This is a genomic window from Aquimarina algiphila, assembly GCF_947494415.1.
Taxonomy (GTDB): domain Bacteria; phylum Bacteroidota; class Bacteroidia; order Flavobacteriales; family Flavobacteriaceae; genus Aquimarina; species Aquimarina algiphila.
The window spans coordinates 652,528-670,559 of record NZ_CANLVC010000002.1 but is presented as its reverse complement, the minus strand read 5'-3'; the positions used below and the strand labels follow the sequence as shown (position 1 = coordinate 670,559).

General features: G+C 33.4%; 16 protein-coding genes. 8 read left to right on the top strand and 8 right to left on the bottom strand.

What is annotated here, in order from left to right; all coding sequences use genetic code 11:
- The first annotated feature begins 204 nt into the window (after window positions 1-204).
- Window positions 205-1,563, top strand: coding sequence for a UDP-N-acetylmuramate--L-alanine ligase (locus PQF96_RS05535; protein WP_271765365.1), 1,359 nt, complete (start codon window positions 205-207; stop codon window positions 1,561-1,563).
- Here the strand turns inward: PQF96_RS05535 and PQF96_RS05530 are convergent.
- From PQF96_RS05530 to PQF96_RS05520, 3 genes are all read right to left on the bottom strand, one after another.
- Window positions 1,560-2,159: an FMN-binding negative transcriptional regulator gene (locus PQF96_RS05530; protein WP_109435197.1), complete on the bottom strand. Its 600-nt coding sequence runs from the start codon at window positions 2,157-2,159 to the stop codon at window positions 1,560-1,562. The two genes, PQF96_RS05535 and PQF96_RS05530, sit on opposite strands and share 4 nt — an antisense overlap.
- 5 nt (window positions 2,160-2,164) lie before the next feature.
- Window positions 2,165-2,608, bottom strand: coding sequence for a DUF1569 domain-containing protein (locus PQF96_RS05525; RefSeq protein WP_271765364.1), 444 nt, complete (start codon window positions 2,606-2,608; stop codon window positions 2,165-2,167).
- Window positions 2,609-2,713: 105 nt separating this feature from the next.
- Window positions 2,714-3,157: a hypothetical protein gene (locus PQF96_RS05520; protein ID WP_109435195.1), complete on the bottom strand. Its 444-nt coding sequence runs from the start codon at window positions 3,155-3,157 to the stop codon at window positions 2,714-2,716.
- Window positions 3,158-3,386: 229 nt separating this feature from the next.
- Here PQF96_RS05520 and radC point away from each other — a divergent pair, with 229 nt between their 5' ends.
- The 6 genes from radC (at window position 3,387) to PQF96_RS05490 (ending at window position 9,018) form a co-directional block, all read left to right on the top strand.
- Complete coding sequence (radC, locus tag PQF96_RS05515; protein WP_271765363.1) at window positions 3,387-4,085, top strand: RadC family protein; 699 nt, start codon at window positions 3,387-3,389, stop codon at window positions 4,083-4,085.
- A 142-nt stretch (window positions 4,086-4,227) separates the two neighbouring features.
- On the top strand, window positions 4,228-5,535 hold the full coding sequence (locus PQF96_RS05510) for a polysaccharide deacetylase family protein (protein ID WP_271765362.1): 1,308 nt from the start codon (window positions 4,228-4,230) through the stop codon (window positions 5,533-5,535).
- Entirely contained in the window at window positions 5,525-6,211 is a 687-nt protein-coding gene (locus PQF96_RS05505; protein WP_271765361.1) for a YjjG family noncanonical pyrimidine nucleotidase, read from the top strand. Before PQF96_RS05510 ends, PQF96_RS05505 begins: the two co-directional genes overlap by 11 nt.
- A gap of 49 nt (window positions 6,212-6,260) precedes the next feature.
- Window positions 6,261-6,836: a hypothetical protein gene (locus tag PQF96_RS05500; RefSeq protein ID WP_271765360.1), complete on the top strand. Its 576-nt coding sequence runs from the start codon at window positions 6,261-6,263 to the stop codon at window positions 6,834-6,836.
- Window positions 6,833-8,218: a DUF5723 family protein gene (locus tag PQF96_RS05495; protein WP_109435190.1), complete on the top strand. Its 1,386-nt coding sequence runs from the start codon at window positions 6,833-6,835 to the stop codon at window positions 8,216-8,218. The genes PQF96_RS05500 and PQF96_RS05495 overlap by 4 nt, the downstream gene beginning before the upstream one ends.
- A gap of 5 nt (window positions 8,219-8,223) precedes the next feature.
- A complete protein-coding gene (locus PQF96_RS05490; RefSeq protein ID WP_271765359.1) occupies window positions 8,224-9,018 on the top strand; it encodes an RNA-binding protein in 795 nt (264 codons plus the stop codon).
- A 48-nt stretch (window positions 9,019-9,066) separates the two neighbouring features.
- On the opposite strand, the gene PQF96_RS05485 is transcribed toward PQF96_RS05490, so the two are convergent.
- The gene (locus tag PQF96_RS05485; protein WP_271765404.1) at window positions 9,067-10,344 is read right to left on the bottom strand and encodes a replication-associated recombination protein A; all 1,278 of its coding nucleotides are present in this window, start codon (window positions 10,342-10,344) and stop codon (window positions 9,067-9,069) included.
- 163 nt (window positions 10,345-10,507) lie between these two features.
- Between PQF96_RS05485 and PQF96_RS05480 the strand changes: the two genes are divergently transcribed.
- A complete protein-coding gene (locus tag PQF96_RS05480; protein WP_271765358.1) occupies window positions 10,508-11,269 on the top strand; it encodes a rhomboid family intramembrane serine protease in 762 nt (253 codons plus the stop codon).
- Window positions 11,270-11,280: 11 nt separating this feature from the next.
- Here PQF96_RS05480 and rlmB read toward each other — a convergent pair whose 3' ends face one another.
- From rlmB to PQF96_RS05460, 4 genes are all read right to left on the bottom strand, one after another.
- Window positions 11,281-12,015 (bottom strand): 23S rRNA (guanosine(2251)-2'-O)-methyltransferase RlmB, encoded by a 735-nt coding sequence (gene rlmB / locus PQF96_RS05475; RefSeq protein WP_271765357.1) that lies wholly within the window; start codon window positions 12,013-12,015, stop codon window positions 11,281-11,283.
- Window positions 12,016-12,117: 102 nt separating this feature from the next.
- Window positions 12,118-13,269 carry a hypothetical protein gene (locus PQF96_RS05470; protein WP_271765356.1) on the bottom strand — a complete coding sequence of 384 codons (1,152 nt, stop codon included), beginning with the start codon at window positions 13,267-13,269 and terminating at the stop codon, window positions 12,118-12,120.
- A gap of 80 nt (window positions 13,270-13,349) precedes the next feature.
- Window positions 13,350-14,741 carry a SusD/RagB family nutrient-binding outer membrane lipoprotein gene (locus tag PQF96_RS05465; RefSeq protein ID WP_271765355.1) on the bottom strand — a complete coding sequence of 464 codons (1,392 nt, stop codon included), beginning with the start codon at window positions 14,739-14,741 and terminating at the stop codon, window positions 13,350-13,352.
- A gap of 11 nt (window positions 14,742-14,752) precedes the next feature.
- Window positions 14,753-17,932 (bottom strand): SusC/RagA family TonB-linked outer membrane protein, encoded by a 3,180-nt coding sequence (locus tag PQF96_RS05460; protein ID WP_271765354.1) that lies wholly within the window; start codon window positions 17,930-17,932, stop codon window positions 14,753-14,755.
- Window positions 17,933-18,032 lie beyond the last annotated feature (100 nt).

Sequence of the window (18,032 nt, the reverse complement as noted above, 5' to 3'; positions counted from 1 at the left end):
ACCACTAATAAAATAGTTAATAGTATTATATAAAATGACTATTGAGGGAAATACCTGTTTTGTTTAGGAATCCTCGCTTAGAAATGAGGAAAAGATTTAATATGTGTGTGTTTGTTGTCTTTTTGACGTGTTATTTTTCATGACTTCATTATTTTATAAGCTCGTTGTTAATTGTATCTTTACCCTTAGATTTAAGAGTTAATTATGCGAGTACATTTTATTGCAATAGGAGGAAGTGCCATGCATAACCTAGCCATTGCTTTGCATCAGAAAGGATATCAGGTAACAGGAAGTGATGATACTATTTTTGAACCATCAAAATCGAGATTAGATCGGTATGGTTTACTTCCTACTGAATTTGGCTGGTTTCCAGAGAAAATCAGTTCTGATCTTGATGCAATTATTTTAGGGATGCATGCCAAGGGTGATAATGCAGAGCTTCTTAAAGCACAAGAATTAGGACTAAAAATCTATTCATATCCAGAATTTTTATACGAACAATCAAAAAATAAAACTCGTGTGGTCATAGGAGGATCACATGGAAAAACAACTATCACCTCCATGATTTTACATGTATTGCATTATCATGAAAAAGAAGTTGATTATATGGTAGGAGCACAATTAGAAGGTTTTGATACTATGGTTCACCTTACCGATGAGAATGATTTTATAGTTTTAGAAGGAGATGAATACCTGTCATCACCGATTGATCGTAGACCAAAATTTCATTTGTACCAACCTAATATTGCTTTAGTGAGTGGTATTGCATGGGACCATATTAACGTATTCCCGACTTTTGATAATTACGTTGATCAGTTTAAAGTTTTTATGAACTCTATTGTTAATGGAGGAGCATTAGTATATAATGAAGAAGATGTTGAAGTAAAAAAACTAGCCGAGTTAACAGAAAATCCAATCCGTAAATTTGCATATACTACACCAATGTTTAGAGTAGAAGATGGGGACACTTTATTAGATACTCCAGAAGGGGAAATGCCAATTGAAATTTTTGGAGGACATAATTTAAGTAATCTAGCTGGAGCCAAATGGATATGCCAGCATATGGGAATTGATGAAGATGATTTTTATGAAGCTATTGCTTCTTTTAAAGGAGCTTCAAAACGATTAGAAAAAATTGCAGAAAGTTCTAATGCGGTGGCATATAAAGATTTTGCACATAGCCCGTCTAAAGTAAGTGCTACTACCAAAGCTGTAAAAGAGCAATATCAAAATAGAAAAGTGATCGCTTGTTTAGAATTACATACGTATAGTAGTTTAAACGCAGAGTTTTTAAAAGAGTATGAAGGTGCTTTAAATTCGGCTGATGAAGCTGTGGTCTTTTACTCTCCACATGCGGTAAAAATCAAGCAATTAGATGAAGTTTCAGAATCTCAAATAGCTCAAGCCTTTAATCGTAATGATTTGGTTATTTATACCGATCCAGAACAATTTCAACATTATTTGAAACAAAAAGATTTTACCAATTCTGCATTATTATTAATGAGTAGCGGTAACTATGGAGGGTTAGATTTTGATGAGGTAAAACAACTTGTTGAAGACTAGAAGTGATTTTTAAATAATTGATTCACAAAGTCTTCAATATTGTTTTGATTGTTTTTGATTAATTCTTGTTTTGCATTTTCTATATCTGCAGGAACTTTATCCTGACTCAATTTAAATTTCCCTTCCCAATGTTGTATGTCAATTTCAAAACCGTGAATATAGTTAATAAGACGATCCATCCTTTCGTCATTGTGATCCAAAACAAATCTATGATTCGGAGCTTCTAGGTATTCTGTCATTGTCACTATGGATCTTTTAATAATATCAGAGTCTTTAATCTCTTTTACAATTCCTCTGGCATGAGCAATGATGTAGTTCCATGTCGGTAATGATTTGGTGGTATAGATTGAGGGAGAAATATATGTTTGAGGTCCCTGAAAAATAGCAGTGACAGGATAATTGTCTTTTAATAATTCTACATGAGGGTTATTTTTATCAATGTGACCTACAAGTTTATCATTGTGGAACACTAAAGGAACATGTGTCACAAAAGGTGTTTTTTCTTTAGCAGAAACTAAAGTTGCAAAAGGATACTCTAAGGCTACTTTTTTAATATTTTCAATATTATACTCTTGGTGATGTTTTGGTGGATACACAGTAATTATACATTAAATTGTTGAAGATGATGATCAAGGTGTTTGTATTGCATTTTTCCCCATTGTTCGTTTGTGAAATTTCCAAACATGGGATGTGGATCCCATTCTTTTTTATCTTTTTGATTAGAAAACTCGGCTACTAAGCTTAAGAGTATTTCTTTTTCTTTTTCAAAATTCTTTTGTTCAATAACTTTGAGTTTAGAATGTGTAGGCAAATTTTTCCTCCAAGGCTTATCATTATACATTGATTTCTTGAAGAACAATTTTGCAAACAGGTTGGGTTTAAGCTCTGGATGTTCTTTTCTTAATGCAATTTTTAAAGGAAATTGACAATGATGAAACATCTGTGAAATATTCATTTTCCCCCAAACTGGTCTACTCGATACAGATAATTGATGAATGCGATTTTCAATTTCATGTTGAGTAGATTCTTCAAACAAAGATTTCATAGGACTTAATTTTTAAAATGATCATACTCAAAAATAATATATTTAAAAAAAACAAAGGCTAATCATTACGATTAGCCTTTGTTAAAATATGTATATATATGTTTTTTAACTTACTTCATCAAAGAAAAGACTTAAGAAACCATCTAAATCATCATTGGTTGCAATGTCTTTTGGAGTACCCAAATTGATCATTAAAGGTTGATCTTTAATAGTACCATATAGAAAGTACTGAAACGTAGTTCCCATTTTAAACTTATATCCTTTTAACTGAGATCCAAAAGAAGTAAAAGTTACTTCACTTTTAGAACCATTACTTTCAGCAAAAGCACTTATCGTAGCATCAAAAACTGCAGATAACATATCATCAGTATAATAATCCCACTTTATAGATGTTCCATTACAAGCTTGCAATTCATACTCTGATTGAGCTTGGCAACCATTAGGCACTTGTATGTTATTTCCTACTAAATTAAGAAACGAAATCTTCTTATCCTGCCCGTAAAAACTCAATGTTGCAAGAAGTAAAACGAAAGTAAAAATATTCTTCATAAATAGGTTAATTTGAAGTTGTTAAAATGTTCATTTTTCAATTAAGGGTGCCCAAATATAGTAAAACTTTCATTTTCAAACAAATAAATGGGGTGAATTTCTAAAGAATTGTTAAAAATACCACTTGGTTTTTATCATATTTATTCTTCAATAATACATTGTGTTTGAGATAAATAGTTTATATTTTTGGACAGATAGTCCTACTTTTTTTAACTATTAAATTGATGACATGAGTAAATTAAATGCTTCATTTTCTATCAAGGAGTGGAGTGAAAATGATCGTCCAAGAGAGAAATTAATCGCTAAAGGGAAGAATGTATTAACAGATGCAGAACTTGTGGCTATATTAATAGGTTCGGGCAATCGAGAAGAGAGTGCAGTAGGATTAAGTAAACGCATTTTGGCTAGTGTAAATCATGAGATAAATGCTTTAGGTAAATTGTCTTTAAAACAGCTGATGAGCTTTAAGGGGATTGGTGAGGCAAAAGCAATAACTATTGTTGCTGGGCTGGAACTGGGTAGAAGAAGAAAAGATGAAAGTGTTGCTAAAGTTTCAAAAATCACATCTAGTAGAGACGCTTTTCATCTATTTCAACCTATTATTGGTGATCTTGAGCACGAAGAATTTTGGGTGTTATTTTTAAATAATGCAAATGATGTAATTCGTAAAAAACAAATTAGTGTAGGAGGAAAAACAGGAACCTTGGTGGATGCACGTATTGTTTTTAAACTAGCCTTAGAATATGGAGCTACTAGCTTAATAATTGGACATAACCATCCAAGTGGTTCTTTACGGCCCAGTCAATCTGATAAAAACTTAACGCAGAAATTAAAAGCAGCTGGTTCAACATTGGATATTAAATTATTAGATCATATAGTTGTTACAGAAGATCGTTATTTTAGTTTTGCAGATGAGTTAATATTATAATTGTGTTATTTTAATTAAATAAAAAGTAGGGTATTTCTGGACCTGTTTGTTGTAGGTATAGAATAGTTTGAAAAATAAAAACTTACTTTTAAGAATATTAAAAAGTTTGGAATATTAAAATAGAACATTCTATAAAAAATATATGTTACTAATTCACGTACAGAAAATTACTCCTAGAGTATCCTATACTTTTAAACAAATTTGCAAGCGAATTTTGGGACTTAATGTTGATTTGACTTCCAAAATAGAAACTTTTATAGCGCATGAAGGTCCTAAACTGTCGTATGGAAAACAGCCTTTAGGTAAGGAGTTGTATTTTCAAAGTGCAGATTTACTCTTTGAACATGGTTTAAACGATCTTGATATACAGGTTTTTGATTGGGAAGAAACAAAATGTTTTTTTGAAGTAAAACATAAAGACTCGGCTTTACCATTTGATATTTTTGCTGCTACTTTTTATTTGCTAACCCGATATGAAGAATATCTGCCTCATGTAAAGGATGCTATGGGACGTTTTCCAGCAACAGAGAGCATTGCATATACTCATGATTTCTTACACGATCCTGTTGTAGATATTTGGTCTTACAAATTTAAAGAAGTACTTCTTGAAAAATATCCCGATATTATGTTTCAAGAAAAGAAATTTACAATTATACCAGTCATTTCTGTACATCAAACGTTTGTATATAAAAACAAGGGTATTCTGCGATCTGTAGGTGGAGGTTTAAGGGATTTATGGAAATTAAGACTTGACAAGTTAGGGGATAGAATAAAAGTGCTGATTGGCCTTAAAAAGGATCCTTATAATACATTTGATTTTATAATAAAGCTTCAGAAAAACAAAAGGAGAAAAGCTAAAGTATTATTTGGATTAGGGGATTATTCTAATTACGAAAAAAATGTTGGCTACAATAGGCCACAACATCAAACCGTTATTAAACATATAGCTGATTATATGGATGTAGGTCTTAAAGCATCTTATGAGGCTGTTTGTGATTTATTGGTTTTAAAAAAGGAAAAATTACGTATAGAAACGATTTTAAACAGGAGATTGCGGTATACAATGTGTTCTTTTTTTAAAATAAAATTACCAGAAGCATATCGTAATTTTATTGAATTAGAAGTCGGTGAGGATTATTCAATGGGGTATTCTAAGTATTCAGGATTTCGTGCAGGAACATGTTCTCCATTTATGTTTTATGATTTGGATTATGAAGTACAAACTCCTTTAATAGTAAACTCCTTTTGCTATGTGAATTTAGGGACTAAAAATGATGTCAGTGATTCGTTATCTGCTAAAAAAGAAATTATAGATTATATAGAAAAAGTTAAAAAGGTAAATGGAGTTTTTATTCCGATTTTTAGTAATGTATCTCTTAGTGACCTTGAACAACAACCTTTTTGGAAATCAATTTTAGAATTTATTTGGAATATAGAGGATGAAAAATAAAATAGAACATATCTTTTTTGATCTGGATCATACGCTTTGGGACTTTGATAGGAATTCGTTATTAGCGTTTAAAATGATTTTTGAGAAGTTTGATATTGATATTGATATCAATATTTTTTTAAAGACGTATCAGCCAATAAATATGAAATATTGGAAATTGTATAGGGAAGAAAGAATAAATAAAGAAGAGTTACGCAGAGCAAGACTTATAGAAGCTTTTACGTGCTTTGAGAAGAATTTTTCTATAGGAGTAATTGATGATATATCTGAAGATTATATAAATTTCTTACCACTTCATAATTATTTGATTGATGGTACTCAAGATTTATTAGAATATTTAAACCCAAAATATGAATTACATATTATCACCAATGGGTTTGAAGAGGTGCAAAACCAGAAGTTGTTAAATTCGGGTATACGTCATTATTTTAATACAATTACTAATAGTGAGGAAACAGGAGTGAAAAAACCAAATCCATTTATTTTTGAACAAGCAATACAGAAATCTGGTGCAAAATTTGATAACAGTATTATGATAGGGGATAATTATGAAGCTGATATTAGAGGAGCTGAAGCAGTGGGTCTAGATACCATCTGTTTTAATTATCACAAAGAAGAGTTGCCTTTTCAGAATATTCAAGTTTCTGAATTGAAAGAAATTAAAAACTATCTTTAGTGTAAGTATTTGTATTTTAACTAATTATAAAAAAAGAACACGCTCCAGAATGAAGACTAAAAAAAACTATGTATTGCTATACATTATATGCTTGATTGCTTGCATGACTTCTTGTGTAAAAGATGTGGATTTTGATCAAGCAGAGGATGTGGTGTTGACTCCAGTTTTTGAAGTAGATTTTGTGTATTCTAGATTTGACACCGATCGATTTATAGATCCAGGTATTGATCCAAGTATTATAGTGCCCGATGTTATTGTTAGGGATACATTAAATTATGATCTTCTAAGCACTGATTTTATAGTTGATAATCTGGAACGGGTAGAATTAACTTTCGAATTCAGGAATACAATTGAGAGGGATTTTGAATTTACTCTTGGGTTTCTGGATGATAATGACGTCTTAATAGGACCTTCTTATACCATTACAGCCAATGCCGGTAACGGCGAAGGTACAACACCAATTGTAACTACACAGATAATTACGTTAGATAATGCTACGATTAATATATTGGCAACTACGGCAAAACTAATTTCTGCAATACGTGTTCAGAATTTAAATAGCTCTTTGCGTGGAATTCTCGAATTGAGGTCTAAGGGTACTTATTTCTTTAATTACGACTTATGAGAGCTATCCTATTATTTGCTATAAGCTTGTTAAGTCTTTTTGGGTATTCTCAAAATAAAGAGACTTTATATGATTTTACAGATCTTCCTCAATCCTTGTTGCTTAACCCAGGAGCAGATGTGAGGTTTAATTATCATCTTGGAGTACCTTTTTTATCTCAAATTCATGTCAATGCTGGGTTAAAAGGGGCTTCGCTTTATGACGTTTTTGCAGATGATGGTAGGGATATTAATGATAAAATAGAAACTACACTTAATACATTGACAAGTAAAGACTATCTAACTGCTACGCAACAACTAGAAATTGTAAGTTTTGGTTGGAAGAGTAAAAAAAATGAGAAAATCTATTTTTCTGGAGGGATTTATCAAGAATTAGATGTTATCGGGTATTTTCCCAAAGATTTTGCTGTTTTGGCTTACCAAGGTAATCAGGATTTCCTTAATCAGTCATTTCGTTTTTCTACTATAAGTGGTTCTGCAGAGCTACTTGCTGTATATCATTTTGGATATACTAAAAAAGTCAATAAAAGCATGACTTTTGGGGCAAGAGCAAAACTTTATTCTAGTATATTTCATGCTAGAAGTGCCAAAAACAAAGGAACTTTTACAACGTTAGAAACGCCGCAAGGAAGTAATATCTACCAGCATGTAATAAGTAATGCAGATGTCACACTTAGAACATCTGGGTATAGAGGTCTTAAGGATTTGGAAGGGAAAGAAATTGCAAATAAGTTGATTGGCAGAGCTCTTTTGGGAGGAAATCTGGGGCTTGGTATTGATTTAGGATTTACTCATAAAATAAATGAACAACTTGCAATTACAGGTAGTGTGAACGATTTAGGAGTCATTGTGTATAATAAGGATGTAGAAACCTATCGCGCACGGGGTAATTATGTGTTTGAAGGTTTTGAAACTCCAATTCAATTCTCTGGTCAAAATCCTGAAAACTTTTTGGATGAACTAGAAGAAGCTATTCCTTTGGATACATTAAGTACAACGTATGTGACGATGCGACCACTAAAATTTAATGGATCAGTTAAATATTCTTTTAATAAATATGATGATGGAACATGTAATTGTTATCTCGAAGGAGAGCAACCTCCTTATCTGGATGCTTTTGGAATACAGTTGTTTAGTCAGTTTAGGCCCAAGAGACCGCAATACGCAGCTTCATTGTTTTATTACAAGCGTTTCTTTAGTTTCTTAAGAACAAAACTAACATACACGATTGATGATTATTCATATAATAACATAGGATTTCTATTATCTACCCATATTGATAAAATTAATTTTTATATTTCGGCTAATAATTTACTAGAATATACTAATCTTGCAAAAGCAAGAGGTGCTTCTTTGCAACTGGGGTTTAATATTATAATGTGATACATATGTTACGAATTTTGTTTTTAGGGCTTGTTTTAACTTTTACACTCAGTAGTAATGCTCAAAAAAATATTAATGATTATAAATATATAATTGTTCCTGAAAGCTATGGTTTTTTAAAAGGGAATGATACATATCAACTTAATTCGCTCACGAAGTTTTTATTTAATAAATATGGGTTTAAAGCCTTTTTACAAAGTGATAATTTGCCTGATGAACTTAGGAGGAATGGTTGTTCTTCATTAAGGGCTGATGTTAAAAAGAGAAACGGTGTTTTTGTTACAAGGCTTACTATTGAATTAACAGATTGTAGTGGTAAGGTGGTGTTTTCATCTTCAGAAGGAAGCACTAGGGAGAAAGATTTTAAAAAAGCGTATCAATTAGCCTTAAGAGATGCATTTAAAGATGTAGAGGCTCTAAATTATGCGTATAGTGGTTATAAAGAAGAAATTGTAACCCAAAATGAAAATGCACCTGCGAAAGAAGAAGTAGTAAAGAAAGAAGAGCCTAGGGTAGAGGAAGTAATAGCTAACGCTCCTGTTTCAAAGGAAGAAATCACTTATTTATTTAATGATACCGGTTTTGTTTTTAAGAAGCAAGAATATGGATTTGAACTATTCCAAAAAGATGAGAAAGTTGCTATAGGGAAACTTTTTAAATCCACAAATGGAAAGACGTATATCGTGAAAGCAGGAGATTTAAGCGGAAATGGATATTTTGATGCATATGGTAATTTCATTTTGGAACGCATCAACCCCGTTACGAATAAATTGATCACTGATACCTTTGCAAGACAATAATCTATTTATGATCAAGAGGTAATTTTGATGTATTTTATGGTTCAATAACTAGTATTTATACTTATCTCCCCATCTTGTTTTTAGAAATGTTCTAAAACCATTTTCTCGCTGATTATCTCCTGGATTATATAATTTGGTATTTGTAATTTCTTTTGGTAAAAATTCTTGTTTAACAAAGTTATTCTCATGCTCGTGTGCATATTTGTAATCTTCTCCATAACCTAATTCTTTCATGAGCTTAGTAGGAGCGTTTCGTATATGTAAAGGAACAGAAAGATCTCCTGTTTGTTTTACTAATTGCTGTGCTTTATTAATAGCCATATAAGAGGCATTGCTTTTTGGAGAAGATGCTAAATACACAGCGCATTGACTTAGTATTATTCGGGCTTCTGGGTATCCAATAGTGTTCACTGCCTGAAAGGTATTGTTTGCCATGATTAAAGCTGTAGGATTAGCATTTCCAATATCTTCAGAAGCTAATATAATCATCCTTCTAGCGATAAATTTAAGGTCTTCTCCTCCTTCAATCATTCGTGCAAGCCAATAAACAGAAGCATTAGGGTCACTGCCGCGAACAGATTTGATAAATGCTGAAATAATATCATAATGCTGTTCTCCAGTCTTGTCATATCTAACTGTGTTTTGCTGAACTAGTTTTGATACAAGATCATTCGTAATTGTAATTTTATCTTGATCCTGACTTGAGATTATCAACTCGAAGATGTTAAGTAGTTTACGTGCATCGCCGCCACTTAGCCTAAGTAAGGAATCGGTTTCTTTAAGGTTGATGTTTTTAGGTTTAAGAAACTCGTCCTCGCGCATCGCCCTTTTTAACAAAGCTTCTAATTCTTCTCTCCCAAATGGATTAAGAGTGTATACCTGACAGCGTGATAGGAGTGCAGGTATTACCTCAAAACTTGGGTTTTCTGTTGTAGCACCTATAAGAGTAATCCACCCTTTTTCTACTGCTCCTAATAAAGAATCTTGTTGAGATTTGCTAAAACGGTGAATCTCATCAATAAATAAAATAGGGTTTTTGGCAGTAAATAACCCTCCACTGTTTTTTGTTTTGTCAATGACTTCTCTTACCTCTTTTACACCGCTATTTATTGCACTTAGCGTGTAGAAAGGCCTTCCCGATTCATTTGCAATGATATTAGCCAAAGTTGTTTTTCCTACTCCAGGAGGACCCCAGAGTATAAGGGAAGGAATGAGTCCTTTTTTGATCTGTTGAGTCAACGACCCATCATTGCCAATTAGATGTTCCTGACTAAGGTATTCTTCTAATGATTTGGGACGTATACGTTCTGCCAAAGGTTTATTTATATCCATACGTACAAAGTTACGAAGCTTCCATCAATCTAAATAGAAAATAAATCAACAGATAAATGAGTTAATATGTTTAAGGATGTAAGACTAGAGTTTAAAAATACTGCCATTTTAACCGAACTTGATGTTTTGGAATTTTTTTTGATATATTATGGATGTTATGAATGAAGAAAGTGATCATTTTAGATTTAATACCGGGGTGATAGGGTATCCTTTATTATTTGTATTGCTAATCTGGATTGTGTTTTGGGTTGAAGTTAGATCAGGGATTAATTTTAATGATTTTGGAGTTTATCCAAGAACGGTTGTTGGGTTGCGAGGTATTATATTCTCTCCTTTTATTCATTCAGATCTTACTCATTTATGGCATAATACATTGCCGTTAATGATATTGTCAGCAGCATTGTTCTTTTTTTATCAAAATAACGCCTGGAAAGTATTGTTTGTAGGAGTGTTCCTAACAGGCTTTCTTACATGGTTATTGGGCAGGCCAGCAAATCATATTGGAGCAAGCGGAGTAATTTATATGCTTTTTGGGTTTTTATTCTTTAAAGGAATTATTGCAAAGCATTTTAGATTAATAGCTTTGTCCTTTATTGTTGTTTTTATTTATGGTAGTATGGTAATGTATGTGTTGCCAATTGATCCCAAAATTTCATGGGAAGGCCATTTATCTGGTATTATATCTGGTGCTATATTAGGTTTTTTTGTAAAAAGAGGGGTAGTGAAAAAACAATTGTATACTTGGGAATCTGAAGATTATAATCCTGAGGAAGATGAATTTCTAAGGCATTTTGATGAGCATGGCAATTTTATAGAAAATATAGAACAAGAAGATGCAGAAGAAAGTGTGGAAATAATTTATGAGTACAAAACCAGAACCGAAGGAGATAATAAACCATCAACGCCAGACGTAGAATGATGCACTGGTTGTTATAAGCGCTGTCTAATGGCTTCGTACAGAATTACACCGCAAGCAACAGAAACGTTTAAAGACGCAATGTCACCATACATTGGTAATTTTGCACTTTGGTCTACTAATTTTAATACTGAAGGAGATATGCCTTTTCCTTCACTTCCCATAATAATTGCAGAAGGAATAGTTAAATTTGTGTCATAAATAGTAGAATCTGCTTTTTCTGTAGCAGCCACTACTTGTATGCCAGATCCTTGTAGATAAAACATAGCATCTTTGATATGATCTACTTTACAAATTGGAATTTTAAAAACGGCACCAGCAGAAGTTTTAATGGTGTCTGCATTCACAGGAGCTCCTCCTTTTTTCTGTATGATGATACCATCGACTCCTGTGCATTCTGCTGTTCTAATAATAGCACCAAAATTACGAACATCAGAGAGTTGATCCAGAATTAAAAACAAAGGTGTTTTTCCTGATTCTATTACATTCATTACAAGGTTTTCAAGATCATAAAAATCAATAGGGGAGATGTAAGCTACAACACCTTGGTGATTGTTTCTTGTCAACCTGTTTAATTTTTCTACAGGAACATAGGTAAATGTGATATTATTCTTTTTTACCAAATTCATGAGCTCTCTGGATAGTTCGCCCTGTAACCCTTTTTGAATGAATAGTTTGTCAATACTTTTATTAGCATTTATTGCTTCTATAATGGCTCTAGTGCCAAAAATAAGGGATTCATCTTTCATATGGATCAAAGATATATATAATAGAAATTAATTTTGGATATTATACATAAAAAAAGAGGCTATCTATTTGATAGCCTCTTTTAAAATGATTTTCAGATTATGTTAATCTATAATACTGTTTTCTTTAGATGAAAGATCCATATCTACAGCCATTCCATTTACTATAGTGATGTCTCCTACTAAAATACTACCATAGAAATCTTTTAAAACTGGCATTGCAGTTGTTCCTGTATTTCTAACAATTTTATATACAATAATATCGTCTTTTGCAACTTGAATAGTTGTAGCAGAAACTCCTGCGTCAAAATCCACCTTTGCTTGTTCAACATCGTTATAATCAGCATAAAATGCAGCTCCAGTATCGGTAAGCTTTACAAATGCTATGTCAACAGCATAATTCTCCATATCAACAGTGTTGTTAATTGCACCAAATCCTTGTGGGCCTACGAAGTCAATATCTCCTGAAAATGCATCATCAATAAAAGAAGTTCCAGTTAGTAAATCTAATTGATTACTAGTAGTGTTATTCGCTAAATTCCCCGATGATTCATCATTGAAAGGTTGTGGTACTATAGCAATTGTAGCTTCTACTTTATCAGTAAGAGCTCCACTTGAAACAGAGAAAGAATAAATTAAAGTATCCCCTTTTGTAAGACCATAATCGGTAATGTAGTCACGATCTTTGAGGTCAATAGTCCCTTCATCAGTGTCAAATCCTGTTGAAATATCAGTTTCCATTCCTGCTTTACCATTTCTCCATGTTACAACGATATCGTCTATTGTAGCTCCAGCAGTTGAAGTAACGTATTTAATCAAATTAGTAGATGCTGTATCCTTGATTTTAATCGATGATACTTCATCAGTTAAACTTATAACTTTAGAGACGTTAATAGTCTGAGCAGAAACTGTAGATGGAAAATTTCCTCCTGCTATTGAAAGTACAAAATCTAAACCTATCGATCCAGATCCAAGCGCTCCTAGAGAAGAAGAATTGAACGTTGCTCCATTACCAGATACAGTTGCATCAGCAATCTTGGTTGACCCATTAAAAACCTCAATTCCACTAACTTGGGCATCTCCAGTTATTTCTATTGCTAAGTCTTTACTAACATCAAATACACTTATTTGAGAGTCAGTTAATATAGCTGTGGCTCCTGAGCTTACACCAGTAGCTCCAGGATCTTCATCGTCTGAGCAAGATGCCGCAGAGATTATCAGCGCAGTGAAAAATATGCTTCTTATTAATGTTTTCATTTATTTTATTTTTTTATTTATATAACAGTAAAATTATACTGTATTTACTATAATGTTATTAATAGTATTGGAAACCCTTTTTAATCAAAAGCCCAAGTTTGTCCGTCTAGTAAATGACTTCCTTGTCTAGTAATTGCTTCTTGATAAGGTCCAGGATTTGATACTCTTTCAGAAATTGGATATAACCAACGTCTTGGGATTACTCCAGATGGATTAAATCCATTTGATCCAGTTGCATTTGGAGTTAAGGCAGGATATCCTGTTCTTTTATAATCATTCCAAATTTCAATAGGTGTATTCCCATATAATGCTTTATATTTTTCACCTATAATTACAGATATATCAGCCTCTAAAGTTCCTCCTAAAGGAGATAGTCCTCCAAGGTATGTTGCTATTGAAGATGCTGGCACACCTATAAACTGCATGTTAGCAGTTATAGCTGCGGCTAAAGCAGATGTTCCATCACCACCATTTCTTTCTATAGCTTCGGCTTCAATAAATTTTTGTTCAGCATATGTCATCAAAAGACCAGGAGTGTCTTGTCTTGCCCAGAATAGATTCGTACCACCATTATAGTATACAGGGTCAGCCCCAGAATTATCAATATAAAGGCTTTTACGAGGATCTCCAGTCATGAGTGCATCAAATTGTGGATCAATAATCATGGTGTTTGGTCTATCTTGACCAAATCTAGCCAATGGATTACTACCATTTTGAGTATCTTCAAAATTAAATTGAGCTTGATCAGCATTACTATCCATTGCATTTGCAATAGCTGAAAGTGCATTACTAGCTGCATTTGGATCTCTTTTTGTAAGCTGAATATAGTAGCGAGCTTTTAATGCGTTTGCGACTTTAATCCAGCCTTCATTACTTAAGGTCACAAGACTTCCTTGAATTCCTCCAGAAGAATCTTCTGCAAGTAAATCTGCTTCTGCTTCGTTTAATAATCTGAATATTTCACCATATATAGACTCTTGAGTATCATATGAAGGATTTAAATTCTCTTCTCCAACAAAAGCTTCAGAGAAAGGAACATCACCCCAAGAGTTCGTTGTCATTCCAAGGTTAGCAGCAAGATATATTTTTGCAACACCTCTGCTGTTAACTCCTTCAGTATCTGTACTTCTGTTAATGATATCAACGCAATCTCTCATAGATCCAGTGTAAATACCGGTATCCCAAAAGTTATCTGTGTCCGTTTCTCCGATTACATAACTAGTATAAGCTACTTGTTGTGCATCAAAACCAACCCATTGTTGCATTACGATTCCTGATAAACGACCCAATCCTGCGGTAATATTTCTGTGCGATTGAGCTTGCATAATTGGCATCACCGCATTTATAGGAATAATATCACCACCTGGACGCGTAGGGTCCTCGTTTGTAGTACCATATTCGCATGATGAAAGCGTAAAAGCTATGACCATCATGAAAATAAAAACCTTATTGATTTTATATATTCTTTTCATTTTTACTTTTTTTAGAAATTAAGTTTAAGTGAAACGGCATAACTTCTGGTGTTTGGTTGGTTAAAATATTCTAAACCAATACCATTAGAATCTCCAGTTAAGTTAGTTTCAGGATCGATACCTGGAAAGTTTGTATCTAACCACAGGTTTCTCCCTGAGAATGTAATAGATCCAGAACTAATAGGAGTACCATTTAATAACTTTTCCCCTAGTTTATAGCTTATAGATGCTTCTCTTAAACGAACCCAAGAGGCATCATATACACTATCTTCTCCTACTCCTCCAAAACCATATCTAACCCATCTGTTCGCACCTAAACCTCCTGCGGGATCAGCTAAAGCAACTTGCCTTGTATTTGGTTGTCCAGTAGACTGCACAACCCCTTCAAATACATAATCTGTAATTTCTCTTTGATCTGCTGTGGTTTGACCAACTCCGAAGTAGTCTATGATACCGCAAGTACCACACCATACATCTCCACCTTCTCTAATATCAAATAAGAAAGATAGAGAAAGGTTTTTGTAAGAAACAGTATTTCTAATACCCATTTGCCAATCTGGAATTGGATCTCCAATTACACCAGATGTTGGGTCAGTGATAGGAAAACCAGTATCATCAATTAATATATTCCCATTATCATCTCTTAGGAATCTGTCTCCAAATATTGCCCCATAAGATTCTCCAGGAAGTACTCTAGAAGAAACTGAAGTAAATCCAGCTAAAGTAAATGATTCAACTCCAGGAGCTAATTCAATAACTTCAGAATCATAAGCAGTCCAGTTTATATTAAGATCCCAAGAAAAGTCATCTGTACGAATTGGTGTAAAGTTAGCTCCAATTTCAAAACCATTATTTTCAATTTTACCAACATTAGCATTACGACCATTAAAACCAGTAGATGGAGCTACATCAACGGCAAATATTTGACCAGTAGTTTCTTTGTCATAATAAGTAATATCCAAACCGATTCTATTGTTGAAGAATTTTAATTCTCCACCAAATTCAAATTCAGTTGTTTCTTCTGGTTCAATTTGCTGACTTCCTGATTGTCCATCTCTTTCTAAAGCAACTGCACCAAATAATGGGAAATTATTGTTTCCAATGAAGCCATCTCCATTAGCTGAACCAGATTCGTAGAAAGTTTGAGTTGCATATATTGGCGCGTCATTACCAGTTCTACCGTATGAAGCTCTTAATTTACCATATGTAAACACATCACTTTCGATAAGTTCACTAAATACAAAACTTAAACCAGTACTATAAGATAAGAAATCGTTGTTGTCTTCTGGTAAAGTAGAAGACCAGTCATTTCTTATAGAACCATTAATAAAGATCATGTCTTTGATTCCAAACTTTGCGTCAGCAAAAACTGCGTCTGTCTTTTTCTTAAATACTGAATTTGTATTAATCTGAGTTGAAGAGTTTGAAACATCAAAGAAACCAGGGATGGTTAAACCATCTGCTTGAACACTTCTTCTTAAGAAGTCACTTGTGTAGTTTTCATATCCTAAAATACCATTGAAGGTGATGTTCTCAGAAATATCTTTATTAATTAAAGCTATGAAGTTAGCTGTGATATCTTCGTTAAAGATGTTGTCGTCAAATACTCTACCTCCTGGATTTGAAGCTGAATTAATGTCTTGTGACGCTTTTCTGACATCACTATATCTATCATAAGAATATCTTCCTTGTAATGTTAACCAATCCATTGGTCTATATTCGAAAGATAGTCTTCCTGTAAATCTGTTTACATCATCACTAGAAGGGTTTTTTGCAACAGTCCAAAATGGGTTGTCATATACACCAGCTCTATAACTTCTTTGAGTACCGTCAGGCAATTGGAATACAGAATTAGTTTCTGCAGCATCTCTACCTGTTAATCCGTTACCATTATCAAAAGTTGGAGTTGTTCTTAACAAACCTAGCATAATACCAGAGATGTTAGATCCTCTTTGCACTCTTCGTCCACCTGAGTTTACGAATGAACCACTTGCAGAGATTTCAAACTTTTCAGAAAGATCAGCAGTAATGTCTGCTCTGAAAGATCTTTTGTCAAAGTTTTCAGTTGGAGCAACCCCTGTTTGATCTAATTTACCAGCAGATAAATAATATCTTACAGTTTCAGTACCACCTCTTACAGAGACATTAAGATCTGTTAATAAACCATTAACGAAGAAATTGTCTACATTGTCATAAGATTCTGCAGCTCTTCCATTTCCAGTTCCTGTAGGAACTAATCTTCCAAACCTGTGATATGGATAAGAAGTGTCTCCATCATACTCAAGACCAGAAATAGCTGGACCCCAACTAAAACCTTCAAAAGTTTCAGGACCTCTATGAGTAGGAACTCCTCCTACTGGTCTACCTTGAGCAAATTGCCTTTGTAAATCTGGTGTTTGAGTAATTTCACTGATTTGAACAGTTGAGCTTACAGAGACAGTAGGGGCACCTACTTTACCTTTTTTGGTAGTTATTAATACAACCCCGTTGGCAGCTCTTAAACCATAAAGTGTTTGTGCTGCAATACCTTTAAGTATTGAAATGCTTTCAATATCATTTTGATTGATGTCAATCGCCCTGTTTGATTGGTCAGCTCCATTTGTAGCATTTCCTGTACTACTATTATCGATAGGTACACCATCAACAATAAATAAAGGAGAGTTACTTCTTGATATAGAAGTATTACCACGAATTCTGATATTAGCAGATGCACCAACAGAACCTGAAGATGTTACAACCGAAACCCCTGGAGCTTTTGCTGTTAAGGAACTTACTAAGTTAACCTCCCCAGTGTTTTCGATTTCATCATCTGCAACTGTTGCAATAGCGTAACTCAAGGATCTTGGTTTTGCCTTAATACCTTGCGCAGTTACAACAACTTCTTCCAATTCTGAAGCAGAAGCTGATAATTGAACATTGATGGAGTCACCATCCCCGATTACAACTTCTTTAGTGTCAAAACCGACATAACTAAAAGAAAGTACTGCACCCCGATTCGCTTGAAGGGTATAATTACCATCAAAATCAGTCTGCGTACCGCTTGCTGTATTTTTTACAACAACATTAACCCCAGGAAGAGGTAACCCTTTATCATCGGTCACAGTTCCTGAAATTGTTTTTTCTTGTGCAAAAGTGAATTGCACAACAAACGCTAGTAATAGCGTTAAAATTCCACTAAACTTTGTTCTCATTTTACAATTTATTTGAATTAGCCAGTTCCAAAAATCATAATAATATCTTTATAAAACAACTTTTTGTTATTAAAATTTAAATTGCAGCTATTTGGATATA

What these genes read in the sequence shown, in the direction of transcription:
- PQF96_RS05535 (WP_271765365.1), top strand. Translation starts at nt 205, where the DNA reads ATGCGAGTACATTTTATTGCAATAGGAGGAAGTGCCATGCATAACCTA.
- PQF96_RS05525 (WP_271765364.1), bottom strand. Translation starts at nt 2,608, where the DNA reads ATGAAATCTTTGTTTGAAGAATCTACTCAACATGAAATTGAAAATCGC.
- PQF96_RS05520 (WP_109435195.1), bottom strand. Translation starts at nt 3,157, where the DNA reads ATGAAGAATATTTTTACTTTCGTTTTACTTCTTGCAACATTGAGTTTT.
- radC (WP_271765363.1), top strand. Translation starts at nt 3,387, where the DNA reads ATGAGTAAATTAAATGCTTCATTTTCTATCAAGGAGTGGAGTGAAAAT.
- PQF96_RS05510 (WP_271765362.1), top strand. Translation starts at nt 4,228, where the DNA reads ATGTTACTAATTCACGTACAGAAAATTACTCCTAGAGTATCCTATACT.
- PQF96_RS05505 (WP_271765361.1), top strand. Translation starts at nt 5,525, where the DNA reads ATGAAAAATAAAATAGAACATATCTTTTTTGATCTGGATCATACGCTT.
- PQF96_RS05500 (WP_271765360.1), top strand. Translation starts at nt 6,261, where the DNA reads ATGAAGACTAAAAAAAACTATGTATTGCTATACATTATATGCTTGATT.
- PQF96_RS05495 (WP_109435190.1), top strand. Translation starts at nt 6,833, where the DNA reads ATGAGAGCTATCCTATTATTTGCTATAAGCTTGTTAAGTCTTTTTGGG.
- PQF96_RS05490 (WP_271765359.1), top strand. Translation starts at nt 8,224, where the DNA reads ATGTTACGAATTTTGTTTTTAGGGCTTGTTTTAACTTTTACACTCAGT.
- PQF96_RS05480 (WP_271765358.1), top strand. Translation starts at nt 10,508, where the DNA reads ATGAATGAAGAAAGTGATCATTTTAGATTTAATACCGGGGTGATAGGG.
- rlmB (WP_271765357.1), bottom strand. Translation starts at nt 12,015, where the DNA reads ATGAAAGATGAATCCCTTATTTTTGGCACTAGAGCCATTATAGAAGCA.
- PQF96_RS05470 (WP_271765356.1), bottom strand. Translation starts at nt 13,269, where the DNA reads ATGAAAACATTAATAAGAAGCATATTTTTCACTGCGCTGATAATCTCT.
- PQF96_RS05465 (WP_271765355.1), bottom strand. Translation starts at nt 14,741, where the DNA reads ATGAAAAGAATATATAAAATCAATAAGGTTTTTATTTTCATGATGGTC.
- PQF96_RS05460 (WP_271765354.1), bottom strand. Translation starts at nt 17,932, where the DNA reads ATGAGAACAAAGTTTAGTGGAATTTTAACGCTATTACTAGCGTTTGTT.